Annotated in this window: 16 protein-coding genes; 10 read left to right on the top strand and 6 right to left on the bottom strand. The window is 68.5% G+C overall.

Annotated features, from left to right (window positions below; genetic code table 11):
- Positions 1-155: 155 nt before the first annotated feature.
- The 3 genes from ACFQRC_RS07160 to mnmA form a co-directional block, all read right to left on the bottom strand.
- Positions 156-881 (bottom strand): phasin family protein, encoded by a 726-nt coding sequence (locus ACFQRC_RS07160; protein WP_379959419.1) that lies wholly within the window; start codon positions 879-881, stop codon positions 156-158.
- Positions 882-970: 89 nt separating this feature from the next.
- On the bottom strand, positions 971-2764 hold the full coding sequence (locus ACFQRC_RS07155) for a PHA/PHB synthase family protein (RefSeq protein WP_379959416.1): 1794 nt from the start codon (positions 2762-2764) through the stop codon (positions 971-973).
- A gap of 119 nt (positions 2765-2883) precedes the next feature.
- Positions 2884-4053, bottom strand: coding sequence for a tRNA 2-thiouridine(34) synthase MnmA (mnmA, locus tag ACFQRC_RS07150; RefSeq protein ID WP_379959414.1), 1170 nt, complete (start codon positions 4051-4053; stop codon positions 2884-2886).
- 98 nt (positions 4054-4151) lie between these two features.
- Between mnmA and ACFQRC_RS07145 the strand changes: the two genes are divergently transcribed.
- The 4 genes from ACFQRC_RS07145 to ACFQRC_RS07130 all read left to right on the top strand — a co-directional run bounded on the left by ACFQRC_RS07145 (position 4152) and on the right by ACFQRC_RS07130 (position 5667).
- Positions 4152-4409: a hypothetical protein gene (locus ACFQRC_RS07145; RefSeq protein ID WP_379959412.1), complete on the top strand. Its 258-nt coding sequence runs from the start codon at positions 4152-4154 to the stop codon at positions 4407-4409.
- 132 nt (positions 4410-4541) lie between these two features.
- On the top strand, positions 4542-4841 hold the full coding sequence (locus ACFQRC_RS07140; protein ID WP_379959410.1) for a DUF1153 domain-containing protein: 300 nt from the start codon (positions 4542-4544) through the stop codon (positions 4839-4841).
- Positions 4842-5044: 203 nt separating this feature from the next.
- Positions 5045-5314, top strand: a complete 270-nt coding sequence (locus tag ACFQRC_RS07135; RefSeq protein WP_379959408.1) for a GlsB/YeaQ/YmgE family stress response membrane protein — start codon at positions 5045-5047, stop codon at positions 5312-5314.
- A gap of 107 nt (positions 5315-5421) precedes the next feature.
- Positions 5422-5667 carry a GlsB/YeaQ/YmgE family stress response membrane protein gene (locus ACFQRC_RS07130; protein ID WP_379959405.1) on the top strand — a complete coding sequence of 82 codons (246 nt, stop codon included), beginning with the start codon at positions 5422-5424 and terminating at the stop codon, positions 5665-5667.
- A gap of 21 nt (positions 5668-5688) precedes the next feature.
- Here ACFQRC_RS07130 and nudC read toward each other — a convergent pair whose 3' ends face one another.
- Positions 5689-6564, bottom strand: a complete 876-nt coding sequence (gene nudC, locus ACFQRC_RS07125; protein ID WP_379959403.1) for an NAD(+) diphosphatase — start codon at positions 6562-6564, stop codon at positions 5689-5691.
- The gene (gene mutY, locus ACFQRC_RS07120; protein WP_379959401.1) at positions 6561-7595 is read right to left on the bottom strand and encodes an A/G-specific adenine glycosylase; all 1035 of its coding nucleotides are present in this window, start codon (positions 7593-7595) and stop codon (positions 6561-6563) included. Before mutY ends, nudC begins: the two co-directional genes overlap by 4 nt.
- Here mutY and ACFQRC_RS07115 point away from each other — a divergent pair.
- The 4 genes from ACFQRC_RS07115 to smc are packed head-to-tail and all read left to right on the top strand — an operon-like array spanning position 7577 to position 13110.
- Positions 7577-8182 (top strand): DUF721 domain-containing protein, encoded by a 606-nt coding sequence (locus ACFQRC_RS07115; protein ID WP_379959399.1) that lies wholly within the window; start codon positions 7577-7579, stop codon positions 8180-8182. The two genes, mutY and ACFQRC_RS07115, sit on opposite strands and share 19 nt — an antisense overlap.
- A 4-nt stretch (positions 8183-8186) precedes the next feature.
- The gene (locus ACFQRC_RS07110; RefSeq protein WP_379959397.1) at positions 8187-8936 is read left to right on the top strand and encodes a thioredoxin domain-containing protein; all 750 of its coding nucleotides are present in this window, start codon (positions 8187-8189) and stop codon (positions 8934-8936) included.
- Between the two features lies 1 nt (position 8937).
- Positions 8938-9639 (top strand): thioredoxin domain-containing protein, encoded by a 702-nt coding sequence (locus tag ACFQRC_RS07105; protein ID WP_379959395.1) that lies wholly within the window; start codon positions 8938-8940, stop codon positions 9637-9639.
- 30 nt (positions 9640-9669) lie between these two features.
- Positions 9670-13110 carry a chromosome segregation protein SMC gene (gene smc, locus ACFQRC_RS07100; RefSeq protein ID WP_379959392.1) on the top strand — a complete coding sequence of 1147 codons (3441 nt, stop codon included), beginning with the start codon at positions 9670-9672 and terminating at the stop codon, positions 13108-13110.
- On the opposite strand, the gene ACFQRC_RS07095 is transcribed toward smc, so the two are convergent.
- The gene (locus ACFQRC_RS07095) at positions 13111-14250 is read right to left on the bottom strand and encodes a PepSY-associated TM helix domain-containing protein (protein ID WP_379959389.1); all 1140 of its coding nucleotides are present in this window, start codon (positions 14248-14250) and stop codon (positions 13111-13113) included.
- Positions 14251-14343: 93 nt separating this feature from the next.
- Here ACFQRC_RS07095 and ACFQRC_RS07090 point away from each other — a divergent pair, with 93 nt between their 5' ends.
- Together ACFQRC_RS07090 and ACFQRC_RS07085 are read left to right on the top strand one after the other, a co-directional pair.
- Positions 14344-16557, top strand: a complete 2214-nt coding sequence (locus tag ACFQRC_RS07090; protein ID WP_379959386.1) for a TonB-dependent receptor — start codon at positions 14344-14346, stop codon at positions 16555-16557.
- A 10-nt stretch (positions 16558-16567) separates the two neighbouring features.
- A complete protein-coding gene (locus ACFQRC_RS07085; RefSeq protein WP_379959383.1) occupies positions 16568-17257 on the top strand; it encodes a Fe2+-dependent dioxygenase in 690 nt (229 codons plus the stop codon).
- Position 17258: the final 1 nt, after the last annotated feature.

Genomic DNA, 17258 nt, shown 5'->3' with positions numbered 1-17258 from the left:
CCCGAATATGGCATCCGCCCCATGAGGCGGCAAGTCCATCCATGGTTACGGGCCGATAAAGCCGAACCGGCCGTCCGGGTTCCACGAACGCGAAAAAGGCGGCCGCTCCGGATGGAACGGCCGCCCTTCATTCTCCCGGGGGGTGGGAGAAGCTCTTAGAGAGCCAGCGTCTTCACGCGCTCGGCGGCGACCGAGTAGCGGCTGGTGATCGGCTCGGCGACTTCGCCGGCGAGCTTGATCACGGCTTCGCTGACCTTGGCGCTCTCGGCGACCATCGAATCGAAGGCCGAACGGGCATAGTCGCTCTGGAGCTTGAAGAAGTCGGTCGGCGACTTGACTTCGGCGAAGCTCTTGAGAGCGGCCGAGGCCTCTTCGAAGCTTTTGCGGCCATATTCGGCGGCATCCTGGCCGAGCGTCTCGACGCCCTTGGCGGCGATCTTCGAGGAAGCGACGAGCGCTTCGACATTGCCCTTGGTCAGCTCGGTGGCTTCCTCGAGGAGCTTGGTGCCCTTCTCGGCGGCAACTTGGGCGCGCGCATTGACGTCGCCGATGGCGGCCTGGATGCGGTCGGCGGCGATGGCGCCGGTCTCGGTGGCGGTGTTGGTCTGCTTGGTCATGGTCTTGGTCCTTTGTTCGGTTGCGGTGTTGATGCGGGTTTCGATGGCGGCGGGCACCGCTTCGGTCTTTTCGACGACCGGAGCGACTGGCGCCGCGGGGGCAACGGGTGCGGGAGCCGTCTCGACTTTCGCCGCCGGAGCGGGAGCGGCCGAGACCGGCTTGGCCTCCGCCTTGACCGTCGGAACGGCATTGACAGCCGGACGCGCAGCGGCGCCCTTCTGGGCCGATGCGGTCGAGCGGCTCTTGGCTTTCCGATGCGCCATCTCAAATTCTCTCCACTTATGCTGCAATGCAACAATAAGGGATTCGAGCGAGCGTTTCAAGTATTTTTTGTGCGGTGCAGCAAAGCCGGTTAGCGCGCCTTCACATAGCTTCCCGGCGCGTCTTCCAACGCCTTGAGCCTGCCCTTGCCCGGCACCCGCGCGCCTTTGGCGGGGACATTTCCATCGGACTTGCGCTCGATCCAGTGGCGCCAGTCGGGCCACCAGCTCCCCTTGGTCTCGGTCGCTCCGGCGACATATTCCTCGAGCGACACGACCGGCTCCTCGTTGATCCAATATTGGTATTTCTGGGCGTCGGGAGGGTTGACGACGCCGGCGATGTGACCCGACCCGGCGAGCACGAACCGAAGCGGCCCCTGAAAATGATGGGTGATCTTCCAGACGCTTTGCGGCGGCGCGATATGGTCCTCGCGGCCCGCCTGGACGTAAGCGGGTATCTTCACCCTGGTGAGGTTGATCGGCGTTCCGTCCACGACGATCCCGCCCGGCTGGACCAGCCGATTATCGCGGTAGAAATCGCGCAGATAGGCCTGGTGCCATTTGGCGGGCAGGTTGGTCGTGTCCGAATTCCAGTGGAGGAGGTCGAACGGCGTATAATCCTCGCCCATCAGGTAATTGTTGGTCACGTAACTCCAGATGAGGTCGCGGCCGCGCAGCAGGTTGAACGTCGCCGCCATGTAGCGGCCGTCCATATAGCCCTTGTCGGCCGAGAGCTGCTGGATCAGCTGCATCTGCTCGTCGCCGAGAAACAAAGTGAGGTCGCCAGCTTCCGAGAAATCGACCTGGGCGGTGAGGAAGGTCGCGCTCGCTACCTTGTCCGCCTCGTCGCGCGCCTCGAGCAAAGCGAGGGTGGCCGCCAGGGTCGTGCCGGCGACGCAATAGCCGATCGTGTGTACGTCATCGACCTTGAGCAGGTCGCGGATCGTGTCGATCGCGTCGATCTGGGCAAGGACGTAATCGTCGAGCGTCAGGTCGGCCATGCCCTCGTCCGCCGACTTCCAGGACACGACGAACACGGTCAGGCCCTGCTCGACCGCCCATCGGATGAAGCTCTTCTTCGGGTTGAGGTCGAGAATGTAGAAGCGATTGATCCAGGGCGGAAAGATGACGACGGGCGTCTCGTCGACCTGGTCCGTCGTCGGGGCATATTGGATGAGCTGGTAGAGCGGAGTCTGCCTGATGACCTTGCCCGGCGTGGTGGCGATGTTGCGGCCCACCTCGAACGCTTGCGGATCGGTATGGGTGAGCTGGCCCTGGCCAAGGTCGCGGAGCATGTTCTCCAGGCCCTTGAGCAGATTCTCGCCCTTGGTTTCCAGCGTCTTCTCGAGCACCAGCGGATTGGTGAGGGCGAAATTGGACGGGCTCATGGCATCGACGAAGGCGCGGGTCGCGAAGCGCAGCTTCTCCCTCCCTTTGTCGTCCACGCCTTCGATGGCGTCGACGGAGCCCAGAAGCCGGTCGGAGATCAGGATATAGGTCTGGCGGATCATGTCGAACAGCGGATTTTCCCGCCATTGCGACGCCGCGAAACGCTTGTCCTTGGCCGCTTTCTCTTCGATCTCGGACGGCCCGGCGTCGCCGCCCAGCGCCCGTTGCCAGATCGCAAGCCCCTCGCTCCACATATCGGCCTGCGCTTTTGCAATCTGCCCGGGATAGGCGAACAGGTTCATTCCCGGCCATTGCGCGAAGGCCTTGGGGTCGGCCGCCTTCATGGGCGGCGCCTCGCCCCAGCCTTTGGCGACATGCTCCATCATCAGCTGCTGCGCGCGGCCCATCACCCAGGTCCAGTGCTGCATCTCCGCCAGAGTGGGGATCGCGGCGGCCGACTCGGCCTTCGGGCGGGTATCGGCATCCGGCTCGGCCATGTTCGGGCTCCTGATAGGCTGCGGGGGTGGCGGGTTCCCCCCGTGAGTTTAGCGAACTGGGACGGCCTTTACACGAAATCGGCAGGATTTCAGCCTTCCGCTCGTGGCGCGCGGGCAACTCAGGCGGAAACGGCTTCCGTCGCTTCATCCTTTTCGAAGCCAGGGACGGAATCAGCCCGGTCAGCTCCGGACCGCGTGTCCGCGGGCAAAGTCTCCTCGATCCAGCCGCCGCCGAGCACCCGGTCGCCGTCGTACAGCACCGCGGCCTGGCCGGGGGCGACTCCATATTCGGGCGCCGCGAAGCGGATGGTGGGGCCGTCGAGGCGAACCGGCGCGGGCTTGGCCATCGATCGGACCTTGGCGGTGAGGCCCTCGCGCTGGTCCTCGCCAAGCCAGTTGATGTCGCCGAGACGCGCCGCGCCGACCGCCAGCGCCGCCTTCGGCCCGACGACGACGCGCCGGCTCTCGGGCTCCAGCCGGACGACGTAGAGCGGTTCGGGCTGCCCGCCTATTTCCAGCCCGCGCCGCTGGCCGACGGTGAAATGGATGAGGCCGGGATGGCGGCCCAGCACACGGCCGTCGCGGTCGACAATTTCTCCCTCCGCCGCCGCGTCGGGCCGAACCTTCTTGACGATCGAGGCATAGTCGCCGTCGGGGACGAAGCAGATGTCCTGGCTGTCCGGCTTGTCGGCGACGAGCAGCCCCAGTTCCCGCGCGATCTCGCGCACCGCCGGCTTGGGCATGTCGCCCAGCGGGAAGCGGAGATAATCGAGCTGCTCGCGCTTGGTCGCGAACAGGAAATAGCTCTGGTCGCGCGCCGGATCGGCGGCGCGGTGGAGCTCGACCCCGTTCGGGCCGACGACGCGCCGCACATAATGGCCGGTGGCGAGGCAGTCGGCGCCGAGATCGCGGGCGAGACTGAGCAGGTCGGTGAATTTCACCCCCTGATTACAGCTGATGCAGGGGATGGGCGTGCGGCCCTTCATATATTCGTCGGCGAAGCGCTCGATGACGCTGTCACGGAAGCGGCTTTCATAATCGAACACATAATGGGCGATGCCGAGGCGGTCGGCGACCACCCGCGCGTCATATATGTCCTGGCCGGCGCAGCAGCTGCCGGTGCGCTGGACGGCGGCGCCGTGATCGTAGAGCTGGAGGGTCACTCCGATCACCTCCGCGCCGGTTCGCGCGGCCAGCGCGGCCACGACCGAGCTGTCGACGCCGCCGGACATGGCGACGACGATCCGGGCCTCATTCAGCGGCCGGTCGAGCTGGAAATCCACGATCATGAGGGCCGCCATATAGGAGCATGAGCGGGCCGCGCCCACCCCGGGCGGGTTTTACGATGGATTCAGCCTTCTCCTATAGGGACTCGGGGGCAATGGACATGAGCTTCCCCCTCCGCGCCCGACGCCTGCTCGCCGACCGGACCCCCGCCCGCCTCGATTATGGCGTGCTGGTGGCGACGCTCGACGCGATCCAGTCGGCGAGCGCCGCGGCCCGCGCCGCGCGCTGCGCCCGGGGCCCGGCGGATTCCGCGCCGCGCGAGCCGCTGGTCGACATCCTGCTCGCGACGCCCGCCTGGTCCGACGCGGTCGCCGCGCAGGAGGGGCGCTTCCACCGCGACCCGTCGCGGACGCGATAGGCGGTTTTCCGTCAATGCATATGACCGGGAAATTTACCTTCGCATTTTAGCCTTCCTTCAATGCCCTCCCGCTAAGGATGAGCGACCGGACGAGACGCCCCCTGAGTTCCGGGGGATTATTTTGAGGTAGGAATGATCGAAAATCAGACGATACGCCCCGCTCAGGTGATCGGCCCGCTCGGGGAGCCGCTGACGCTCGATTCGCTTCCACCGTCCTCGACGTCCCGCTGGGTCGTCCGCCGCAAGGCCGAGGTGGTGGCGGCGGTGAGCGGCGGCCTGCTGAGCGTCGACGAAGCCTGCGAGCGCTACAATCTGACGCTCGAGGAATTCGCCGGCTGGCAGCGCGCGGTCGACCGTTCCGGAATGCCGGGCCTGCGCGTCACCCGCATCCAGCATTACAAGTCGCTTTACGAGCGCCAGCAGAAATTCTGATCCGCGTCGGCCCCTCCGCCGCCGCGACGTCTTTCCTTCAATACTTTGCCGAAACGATGTAAGGCTCTGCTCGCCTTGGGCCGATCCGCGCCGCCAGAATGTGCGACGACCCATAGGAACAAGCACGCCTTTCGCGCGTCTTGGATTCGGAACGCCGCTGAAACCTCTTTCGGTTCGCAGGCGGAGTACAGGAGGGATTAAAGATGACTTGGATCATTATCATCATCGTCGGCGGCATTCTCGGCTGGCTGGCCAGCATTGTCATGCGCACCGACGCGCAGCAGGGGATCATCCTCAATATCGTCGTCGGCATCATCGGCGCGCTTTTGGGCGGCCTGATCCTCGGGCCGCTGCTTGGCGGCGCCTCCATCACGACCGGGGCGTTCAACCCGATGTCGCTGCTGGTGTCGTTCCTGGGAGCGGTCATCCTGCTCGCGATCGTCAACCTCTTCCGCCGCGGCCGCGTCCGCTAACTCGCTGAAGCTCGACTCGACGGGACAAGGCCGCCTCGCGATAGAGGCGGCCTTTTCTCGTTCCGCCGATTAATGCTGGGGAGGGATTTACGGGCTTCATCATCGCCTTGATCGTCGGCGCCGCGATCGGCTGGCTCGCCGGCCTCGCCATGCGCCCCGCTTCCCCGCGCGGCCGCTGGCTCAACCCCGTCGCCGGCATGGTCGGCTCGCTTCTTGGCGCCTTCATTCTCGGCCCGCTGCTCGGCGGCGGCAATATTCTCGAGGCGGCGTTCGACCCGATGACCCCGGTCGTGGCATCGCTGGGCGCGGTCGGCCTGCTCGCCCTGGTCTTCTTCGTGAGACGGGGCCGCTAGCTTCCTATCCCCGCGATGAACCTAACCCGCCAGCCACCTCGCCAGCAGCGTGTTGGCGATGGCGAAATGGGGCGGCGCCTGGAATGGCGCCTCGGCCGCACCCGTCAACGCCGCTTCGATGCCCGCACGGTCGATCCACATCGCGTCCTCAAGCTCGGTACGGTCGAGCGTGAGCGCGTCGCTCTCCGTTTCGGCGATGCAGGCGATCATCAGCGATCCGGGGAATGGCCAGGGCTGGCTGGCGACGTAGCGGACCGATTTCGCGCGCACTCCCGCTTCCTCGAACAGCTCGCGCGCGACCGCCTCCTCGATCGATTCGCCGGGTTCGACGAATCCCGCGAGCGCGGAATAGCGGCCCGGCGGATAGGCAAGCCCCCGGCCGACGAGCACCCGCCCGTCGTGTTCGGCGAGCATGATGACGACCGGATCGACGCGCGGAAAATGCTCGGCCGCGCAGGATAGGCAACGGCGCGCCCAGCCGGCACGGAATATCTCGCTGGGACTCCCGCAGACGCTGCAGAAACCATGACGATTGTGCCATTCGATGAGGCTGCGAGCCGCCGCCCACAAGGCCGCGTCCCCGCTGTCCATCCGGTCGAGCAGGGGGAACACGCTCCGGGCGTGGCCGGTGATCGGCGCCATTCGGGCGAGCGGCGCGAACAAGGGCGCGTCACCGTCGAGGCCGAGGAACAGCGACTCGGCCCCGTCGCCCAGGCCGGCCATGCTGTCCCATGCGAGCCGCCCGTCCTCGCCCAACACCGGGTCGAGCGTTTCCAGACGCAGCAGTCGCGCCTCGAGATGGCCGAGCAGCGCCGCGATCCTTTCCTCGTCGAGGCGAAGGGCGTCGGCGCGGTCGATTCGGGAACCGGTGAAGCCCGGCGCTCGTGGAGAAATCATGCCGCCCTCTGCCACGTCGCGCCGCGCGCCGCCAGCTTGGCGAAGAGCGTGGGAAGACCGGCCTCGCCGAGCTTTTCGACCGGCCACCACAGCTGGTCTGGCTCCCGGCCCGCCGCCCCGGCGCAATAGAGATTCAAGGTCAGCGCGAAATGGGTGAAGACATGGTCGACGGAGCCCGCCTCCGCCCAGTCCGCCGCGATCGGCGCGCCGTCGCCCGGTTCGACCTGGTCAGCCCAGTCGCCCGTGGGAAAGCCGAGCATCCCGCCGAGCATCCCCTTACCGGGGCGGCGGACCAACAGGACGTGGCCGTCATGCTCCAGCCAATAGGCGTTGCCCCGCCGGTGGGGGCGGACGGCCTTTGGAGCCTTGACCGGATAACGCTGCGGCGCGCCCTCGCGGCGGGCGTCGCAAGGCGCTGACAGCGGGCAGACCGCGCAGGCGGGCGCGCGAACCGTGCAGATGGTGGCGCCAAGGTCCATCATCGCCTGAGCGAAATCGCCGGAGCGGCGCGATGGCGTGATGCCGTCGGCGAGCGCATAGAGGCCGGCGCGGGCACCTGGCAGCGGCGCCTTCATCGCGAAGAGCCGCGAGACCACGCGTTCGACATTGGCGTCGACGACCACGGCGCGCCGGCCGAAGGCGATGGCCGCGATGGCGGCGGCGGTGTAGCGGCCGATGCCGGGCAGCTTCAGCAACGCCGCCTCGGTGTCCGGGAATTGCCCGCCCTGCTCCGTCACCACCGCGCGGGCGCAGGCGATGAGGTTGCGCGCGCGGGCATAATAGCCAAGGCCCGCCCAGGCGGCCATCACCTCCCCATCCTCGGCCGCCGCCAGCGATTCGACGGTCGGCCAGCGGCGAGTGAACGTGTCGAAATATGGGCGGACGGCGGCCACGGTCGTCTGCTGGAGCATGATCTCCGACAGCCACACGCGATAGGGATCGGGCGTTTCTCCGGGCCGCGCGCGCCAGGGCAGGATGCGCGCATTGGCATCATACCAGTGGATAAGTGCATTTGCCGCATCGACGGACATGGCCCGCCTATGCCATGCTGGCGGCGATGGCGAAATCGGGTCCGCGTACGAAAAAGCAGCCGGAGGCGCCGCGCCGGGCGATGCGGCCGCGCGCCGTGTCCGACATGGTGCCGCAGGCCGGCGGCGCGGCCTTCCGCCGCTTCGGCTTCGTCCAGTCTTCGGTGGTGAGCCGCTGGCCCGAGATCGTCGGCAAGCGCTATGCCGGGGTCTCCTCGCCCGAATCGATCAGATTTCCGCACGGCCGCAAATCGGAAGGTGTGCTCACTTTGATCGTCGAAGGCGCCCATGCGCCGATGATGCAGCATGTCGCCCCGGTCATCGTCGAGCGGGTCAACCGCTTCTTCGGCTATCCGGCGGTCGAGCGGATCGTGATTCGCCAGGGCATCGTCACGATGGCGAAAGCCAAGCCGCGAATCGCGCCGCCGTCGCTGAAGCCGCTGCCGGCCGATCTCGGCGATTCGCTCCGCGAGATCGCCGATCCCGAGCTTCGCGCGGTCCTCGAATCGCTTGCGCGCGGCGTCGCGGCGAGCGAAGGGCTGCCCCCTGACATGATGACGATCCCGATCGTCGGCAAACTGACGAGGTAGAAACATGAAGGCACTGATCACCACCGGCACGGCGACGCTGGCGCTTTTCCTGGCGAGCTGCGGCGGCGAGGGCGAGGGCAACATGGTCGCCGCCGGCGACACGAGCCCGGTCGCTTCGATCCCCGCGCCCAATGGCGGGGACTGGACCAAGACGGTGACGGAGACTCCGGCCGGCGGATATGTGATGGGCAATCCCGAGGCGCCGGTGAAGGTCGTCGAATATGCGTCGCTGACCTGCAACCATTGCGCGGCCTTCGCCGAATCCGGGATTCCGGCGCTTATCGACAAATATGTGAAGACCGGCCAGGTCAGCCTCGAAATCCGCAATTTCGTGCGCGACCCGGCCGACATAGCCGCGGCCCTGCTCACCCGCTGCGGCGGCGCGACTCCGTACTTCCAGCTGACCGAACAGATGTTCGGCGCGCAGGAGGAATGGATCGGCCGTCTCCAGACGATGAGCCCGGCCGATCAGCAGCAGCTCCAGGCGCTGTCGCCGCAGCAGGCGGTCGCGGCGATGGGCGAACAGGCGGGCCTCATCGATTTCGTGCGGCTGCGCGGCATTCCTGCCGACAAGGCGCGCCAGTGCCTGGCGAACGAAGCGGAGTTCAACCAGCTGGTCGAAATGGCGCAGGCAGCGACCACCGAATATCCGAACTTCCCGGGCACGCCGACCTTCATCATCAATGGCGAGCTGGCCGAGAATGCCGGCACGTGGGAGCTGCTGGAGCCCAAGATCCAGCAGGCGCTGAGGTAGGATGAAGGCGCGCCTCGTCCTTGGCCTCGTTCTGGCGACGGCGCTAGGCGGCGCGCCGGCGGCGCTGCTTCCGGCCGCGGCGCAGGAGGTCCAGAAGGACTGGACCCGGATCGTCGCCTTGACGCCCGAGGGCGGCTACCGCGTCGGCAATCCCGACGCGCCGGTAAAGCTGGTCGAATATGGCTCGCTGACCTGCGACCATTGCGCGAACTTCGCGGCGCAAGGCGTGCCGCGGCTGCTCGACGCCTATGTGAAGGGCGGCCGGATCAGCTTCGAGTTCAGGAACTTCGTCCGCGACCCCTATGATCTTACCGCCGCGATGCTCAGCCGCTGCGCCGGTCCCGGCGATTATTTCGCGCTTACCGACCATTATTTCGCGAGCCAGTCGGAGTGGATCGGCCGGTTTGAGAAAATGACGGAAGCCGCGCGGAAGGAGCTTGAATCGCTGGCCGACGCCGATCGACTGAAACGGCTGGCGGCGATCGGCGGGCTGGCCGACGACGCGGCCAAAGCCGGCGTCGCCAACCCCTCGCAATGCCTGGCGGACGGCGCAGCGATCGGGCAGCTCGCGGAAATCCGCCGCGTCGCGGTCGAGGAGCACGGCCTTCAGGGCACCCCGACCTTCCTCCTCAACGGGCGACGGCTCGACGGCGTCCATAACTGGCCGGCGCTGGAGCCCCTGCTCGCGCCGCCGGGGAGCTAGGGCCCGGACCATGTGCGCGGGGGCGCCGCCTTGCGGATAAAGCGCATCAAGCTTTCGGGCTTCAAGAGCTTCGTCGAGCCGGCCGAACTGCGCATCGAACCCGGCCTCACCGGCGTCGTCGGCCCCAATGGCTGCGGCAAGTCCAACGTCCTCGAAGCGATACGCTGGGTGATGGGCGAATCGTCGCCCAAGTCGATGCGCGGCGCGGGCATGGAGGATGTCATCTTCGCCGGCACCGCGATCCGCCCCGCCCGCGATTTCGCCGAAGTCTCGCTGCTGGTCGAGCGGCCGGCGGCCGACATACCCGACGCGTTCGGAATCGCCTCCGCCGGCGAGGTCGAGGTCACCCGCCGGATCGAGCGCGGCGCCGGCTCCGCCTACCGCGTCAACGGCAAGGACGTGCGCGCCAAGGACGTCGCCTTGCTCTTCGCCGACGCCGCCACCGGCGCCCATTCGCCGGCCCTGGTCAGCCAGGGCAAGATCGCCCAGGTCATCTCGGCCAGGCCCACCGAGCGTCGGATGATGCTGGAGGAGGCGGCTGGCATTGCCGGCCTCCACGTCCGCCGCAAGGATGCCGAGCAGAAGTTGCGCGCCGCCGAGGCCAATCTGGCCCGGCTCGACGAGTTGCTCGGCGACATGGAGAGCCGCGCCGCCGCGCTGAAGCGCCAGGCCAAGGCGGCCGAGCGCTACCGCAAGCTGACCGACCAGATCCGGATAGCCGAAGCGCGGCTCATCTTCGCGCGCTGGCGCGAAGCCGCCGCCGCCGCCGAAGCCGCGAAAGCGGAGGCGGAACAAGCGAGCGCGGCGGTCGAGAAAGCGACCGAGGCCCAGCGCGCGGCCGCGGCCTATCAGACCGAAGCCGCGCGGCGCCTCGCCGACCAGCGCAGGACCGCCGAAGCCGCGCGCGAGCAGGCGTCGTCGCTCGGGCACCGGTTGGCGGCCTTGCGCGCCGAACGCGACGGCATCGACCGCCGCATCGCCGAGCTCGGCGCCCGGCGGGCGACGCTCACCGCCGATCGCGCGCGCGAGGCGTCGCTCGGCGCCGATGCCGAGGCGGCGCTGGTTCGCCTTGACGACGAGCTCGCCGTCATCGCACGGCGCCTCGCCGAAGCCGAGGCGAACCGCGGCACGATCGACATCCGCACGGTCGAACGTGAAGACCAAGCGCGGGAGGCGGAGGCGGCGCTCGGCAAGGCGCGCGCGACCCAGGCCGGCGAGCAGGCCGAGGCCCGGGTCGCGGCGGCGGCGCTCGAAGCGGCGCGGACCCGGCTCGCCCGTGCCGAGGCCGAGCTCGCCCGCCTCCGCCAGCAGATCGGCGAGATGGATGAGGAAGCCCCCCTGGTCGAGGCGAAACGCGCCGCCCGCGACAGACGAGGCCGGGCCGAGACCGCGCTCGCGGTCGCGGCGCAGGCGATCGTCGCCGCTGAAGGCCAACGCGAGGCCGCCGCCGCCGCGCGCGATTCCGCCGAAAGCGAGGGTGCGTCGGCCCGGGCCGTCCTGGCCGCGCTTGAATCGGAGGCCAAGGCCCTCGCTCGCGCCGTCCAGAATGCGGGCGGCGACCGCGCGATCAACCATCTGAAGGCCGCGCCCGGCTTCGAGCGCGCGCTTGCCGCCGCGCTCGGCGACGATCTGGAGGCGGCGGTCGCGGGCGACGCTCCGCGCCGCTGGACCGGCGCCGAGACGGGCGAGGACGATCCGGCCCTGCCGCCCGGCCTCGCTTCGCTCTTGGATCACGTGCGGGCGCCCGCCTCGCTCGCCCGCCGCCTCGCCCAGATCGGCGTGGCGGACGAGGATGACGGCGGCATCGCTCTCGCCGTGGGCCAGCGCCTCGTCACCCGCGACGGCCGGCTCCGCCGCTGGGATGGATTCGTCGCCACCGGCGTGGGCGCCGCCGCCGCCGAACGGCTGATCCGGGTCAATCGTCTCGCCGAGATCGAGCAGGCGCTACCCCCCGCGTCCGCCGCCGTCGAGACCGCGCAGGCGGCGGTCGCGCGCGCGCAGGCCGAGATGCAGGTCGCGCGCGAAGCCGCCGATCTGGGCCGCCGGAGCGAGGCCGAGGCGACCGCCGCGATCCGCGAGGCGACTCGCCAGGAAGACGCCGCCAACGTCGCCCTCGAACGGCTCGAGATGCGCCGCGTCGGACTTGGCGAGCGGGCCGCCCAGGCGGAAGCCGATGTCGCCGAGGCCCAGGCAGCCTTTGGCGATGCGGAAAGGTCCGTCGCCGCTCTCCCCGATGCGGAGGCCACGCAGCGGCGCGTCGCCGGCCTTCGCTCGCGGGCGGAAGCCGCGCAGGCGGCCCTCGCCGAAGTCCGCGCCGAGGCCGCCACCCACGCGCGTTCCATCGGCGCCGACAAGCAGCGCGCCGAAGCCGCGCGCCAGGAGCGGCAGGATTGGCGCAACCGGGCCGCGGACGCGACCAAGCGTCAGGCCGACATGGCGAAGCGCATCGCGGAGACGGAGGAAGAGGCCGGGCGGCTGGCGGATGCGCCGCAAGCCCTCGCCGCGCGGCTCGAACAGCTGGAAACGGAGGCGACCGCCGCCGCCGAAGCCGCCCGCGCCGCCGCCGCCCATGAACGCGCGGAGGAGGATGCGCTGCGGGAGACGGAGGCTCGGCTCGCCGAAGTAAGCGAAGCGCTCTCCATCGCCCGCGAAGCCCGCGCCGGCGCGGTCGCCCGGCACGAGAATCAGGAAATGCGCCGCGTCGAGATGGGCCGCATCTCCGGCGAACGATTCGAATGTCCGCCCCCGCTCCTGTCGCAAAAGGTCGGCTTTGACGAAGACGGCATCGAGGAGGCGCAGACCGAATCGGCGCGGCTCGACCGCCTCTCGGCCGACCGCGAACGCATCGGTCCGGTCAATCTCGTCGCCGAGCGGGAGCTGGCCGAGCTGGAGGAGGGCCATGCCAGCTCGCAGGCGGAACGCGAGGAGCTGGGCGTCGCCATCCACCGCCTGCGCGGCTCTATCGGCAGCCTGAACCGCGAAGGCCGCGCCCGGCTGCTGGCGGCCTTCAAAGCCGTCGATCGCCACTTCCGCAGCCTCTTCTCCACTTTGTTCGACGGCGGACAGGCGCATCTCGAGCTGATCGAATCGGATGATCCGCTCGAGGCGGGACTGGAGATCATGGCGCAGCCGCCGGGCAAGCGTCTCTCGGCTCTGACCCTTCTTTCGGGCGGGGAGCAGGCGCTGACGGCCGTCGCCCTGATCTTCGCCTTGTTTCTCACCAACCCCGCCCCGATCTGCGTCCTCGACGAGGTCGACGCGCCGCTGGACGACGCCAATATCGAGCGGTTCTGCGACCTCCTCGACCGGATGACCGCCGAGACCGACACGCGCTATTTGATCGTCACCCACAACGCCGTGACGATGAGCCGGATGCACCGCCTGTTCGGCGTCACCATGATCGAGAAAGGCGTCAGCCGCCTGGTCAGCGTGGACCTCGGCGGCGCCGAGCGGCTGCTCGCGGCGGAGTGATCATTCCGCCGCGGCGGGCGCGGCGTTCAGCCGCCGTTTAGCGATCCGCCTGCGCCAGCCCCGCGCGCGCAGCCACATCATGATCCCGGTGACGGCGAGCAATGCGGGGATGATCCCGCCGACGAAGATGACGAGCTGCCAGACAAGCCCCATACCGTCGCCGTCATGCCAGCGCCGCATCGTCCGCGCGATCGTTTCGGGGCGGGGCGGGGAGGGCGGCGTTACTTCGCCGCCGGCGTCGGCGACGGCGATCTCGGCCGGCCCGCCGTCGCGCGCGAACGCTATCGTCCATTCCGGCGCCTTGTCGGTCGGCCAGGTGATCGACACCAGAGCTCCGGTCGCATGGGAACCGGCCGCTTCCGCCGCCGCGTCCGGCGTCAGCCGCGTCTCGGCCAGCGGCCGCGCCGGGGCCGGGCGGGGCCCGGCGCGCGGCGCCTCCGCTCCGGACAACGGCCCGAAGAATTGCGGGAAGGAAATCCACACGCCGGTGAAGGACAGCATCGCCAGCGGAATGAGGATCCAGAAACCCGTCTGGTGGTGAAGGTTGGCGCTGGTCGCATTCTGCCGGCGCCACCGGAAACTTCGGCGCACGGAACCCGTCACCGGCCACCACAGCCAGAGGCCGCTGAGGCACGAGACCAGCATCGCCACGCCGACCCAGCCGACGATCTGCCGCCCCACGTCCGGCACCTGGAGGCTGCCATGGAGGACGTGGAGGAAGCGAACCGCGCCCTCGTCGCTCGCCGCTTTGTCGAGCACCCGGCCGTTCGCCGGATCGAGCCAGATGTTGGTGCGCACCGGCCGGCGGCCCGCGCCCGCGCTCTCCGGCGGCCGGGCGGCGCTGACCAGGATCGGCCCTTCTCCCTCGGGATAGCGGATCGACTGGACTCGCTCGCCCGGCGCCAGAGCAGCCGAAGCGGCGGCGGCATAGGCCGATGCCGGCAGTACCGGAACGGCGCCCGCCGCAACCTCGCGGGCGGGGTTCAGCGCCTCATCGAGCCAGTCGTGCCAGACCAGGGCCGACCCCGTCAGCGAGATGGGGACGATCAGAATCGCGAGCAATAGCCCGATCCATTTGTGGACCTGCAGCCACAAACGCCGCCAGCCCGCCCGGCCAAGGCCTTGATTTCCAGCGTTCATTTCGTTCCTCGCATTTGCTTCTTGCCAGCCCTTGTTGCGAATGATTATCAGCCGCATCAATTCTGCGAACGATTTGCAACAACAGGGGCCAGCATGTCCAGTCGAAACCACTTCATCGCCGCCGTCGGCATCCGCTCCTGCCGCAAGGCCGCGCTCGTTCTCGCGGGCGGCTCGTCACTCGCGCTGGCGCCGCAGGCGATGGCGGCCGAAGCACTGGCCGACGTCGAAGCCGCCGCCGCCGCCGAAGCGGATGACGCCCGCCCCGACGACATCACCGTCACCGGGGAACGCTATCGCATCAACACGCTCAACAGCCGCCTCGGCGATATCCGCGAGGCGCCGCAATCGATCAGCGTCATCCCGCGCGAGGTGATCGAGCAGCAGGCGGCAACGACCCTGCGCGACGTGCTCCGCAACGTCTCGGGCATCAGCATGGCGGCGGGCGAGGGCGGTGTCCCGGCCGGCGACAATCTCACACTGCGCGGCTTCTCCGCCCGCACCGACATCTTCATCGACGGCATTCGCGATTTCGGCAGCTATACGCGCGACACGTTCAACGTCGAGCAGGTCGAGGTAGTGAAGGGCCCGTCCACCGCCCAGACCGGCCGCGGCTCGACCGGCGGCTATATCAACCTCTTCTCGAAGCAGCCGCGGAGCGACACCTTCGTCGGGGGAACGGCCGGCGTCGGCAGTCCTGATTATCTCCGCGTGACCGGCGATCTCAATATCGGCGAGGACATGATTGGCCTCGAGGGCGCGGCCGTCCGGCTCAACCTGCTCTACCACGATTCCGACGTGCCCGGCCGCGACCATGTCGAAGGACGGCGGTTCGGCATCGCGCCCTCGGTCGCGCTCGGCCTCGGCGGCACGACCCGCGCCATCCTCAGCTATTACCGGCTCGATCAGGACAATGTCCCCGATTACGGCGTCCCGTTCGTGCCGGACACGACCGAGGTGCCGGAGCTCCTCCCCTTCCACAACCGCCCCGCGCCGGTCGATCATGACAATTATTACGGCCTGCTGGACCGCGACTATGAGGAGACGGTGACCAACATCGTCACCTTCGCGCTGGAGCATGACGTCACCGACGACATCCGGGTCTCCAACGTCACCCGTTACGGCCATTCGACGCGCGACTCGATCTACTCCTCGCCGCGCTTCCTCGATTCGACGACCACCCGGATTCGCGCGCAGGGCCAGTCACGCGACACGGTCGATCAGATATGGCTCAACCAGAGCAATATCTTCGCCGAGTTCGACACTGGCGGCCTCCGCCACGATCTCGTCGCCGGCTTCGAGATTTCGCGCGAGAAGAGCCGCAATGTCGGCCGCGATATCGAGGAAGCCAGCCCCACCGACCTGTTCGATCCGGACCCGACCCGTCCATATGACGGTGTGATCGCCCCGTCCGGCTTCACCGCCCGCGCCGAAGCGGATTCTGTCGCCGCCTATCTGTTCGACACGTTGACGCTCAGCCCGCAATGGCTGCTGACCGGCGGCCTTCGCTACGAGCGGTTCGAGGTCGACTATATCGGTCTTCCGACCCGAACCGACCCCGATCCGACCCCGCTCGCGCGGACCGACGACATCGTCTCCTGGCGCGCCGGTCTCACCTACAAGCCGACGCCCTCGCTCAGCCTCTATGCCGGCGCCGGAACCTCGGCCAATCCGTCCTTCGAAGGCCTGACCTCGTCGAACGTCTCCGATGCGCTGGTCGATTTGAAGCCGGAGAAGAGCCGCACCTACGAGGTCGGCGCCAAATGGGACGGCCTCGACGGCCATCTCCTGCTCACCGGCGCCCTGTTCCGGATCGAGAAGACCAACGCCCGCACCCCCGGCCTGCCCGGCGAGCCGGCGACGGTGCTCGCCGGCGAGCAGAGGGTCGACGGTTTCGAGCTCGGCGCCACCGGCCGCATCCTGCCCAATTGGGAATTGATCGCCGCCTACACCCATCTCGATCCCCAGATCCGGGACTCGAACGACCCCGAGGAGGTCGGCAACGTGCTCGCCAACACGCCGCGCCACAGCCTCAGCCTGTGGTCGACCTACCGCTTCCCGTTCGGCGTCGAGATCGGCGGCGGCGCCCGCTATGTGGGCAGCCGCTTCACCTCCAACGCCAACACGCGCGAGGTCGGCGACTATTGGCTCGCCGATGCGACGATCGCCTATGATTTCAGCAAGGACGTGACGCTCCGCCTCAACGTCTTCAACATCTTCGACGAGGATTATGTCGACAGCGTTTCGGGAGGCCATTTCGTGCCGGGCCAAGCGCGATCGGCGGTGGCGACGCTTGCTTTCTCGCTCTAGGCTGGAGTTCATGCTGGTCACCATCCCCGCCGTCCTCGGCCCCGAGCAGTTGCGCCATGCCCGCGCCTTGCTCGCGGCCGCGGCGTGGGAGGATGGCCGCGCCACCGCTGGCGTGCAATCCGCGCTCGCCAAGCGCAACGAGCAACTCCCCCAGGACAGCGCCGCCGGCCGCGAGATCGGCGCCGCTATCACCGCCGGCCTAGGCCGCAACGCCCTGTTCCTGTCCGCCGCTCTGCCCAAAGCGATCTTCCCGCCCTTGTTCAACCGCTACCGCGCGGCCGGCGGCCACGGCTTCGGCAACCATGTCGACAACGCGATCCGCTATCTGCCCGACGGCTCGGGCCGGATCAGGACCGACCTGTCGGCGACGCTCTTCCTCTCCGCACCGGAGGAATATGAAGGCGGCGAGCTGACGGTGGAGGACAATTACGGAATCCACCAGGTCAAGCTCCCCGCCGGCGATTTGATCCTCTACCCCGCGACCAGCCTGCACCGCGTCGAGCCGGTGACCTCGGGCGAGCGACTCGCCTCATTCTTCTGGATCGAGTCGATGGTCCGCGACGACGCCCAGCGCACCTTGCTGCTCGACATGGACCTCGCCGTCCGCCGCCTCGCCGAAAGAGTCGGCGACGAGGATCCCGCCATCGTCTCCCTGACCGGCACCTATCACAACCTCCTGCGGCGGTGGGCGGACGCCTGAG

This window comes from Enterovirga sp. GCM10030262 (genome assembly GCF_042666435.1).
GTDB lineage: Bacteria > Pseudomonadota > Alphaproteobacteria > Sphingomonadales > Sphingomonadaceae > Allosphingosinicella.
Note: the sequence above shows the minus strand (reverse complement) of the source record. Positions and strands in the feature narration are given on the sequence as shown.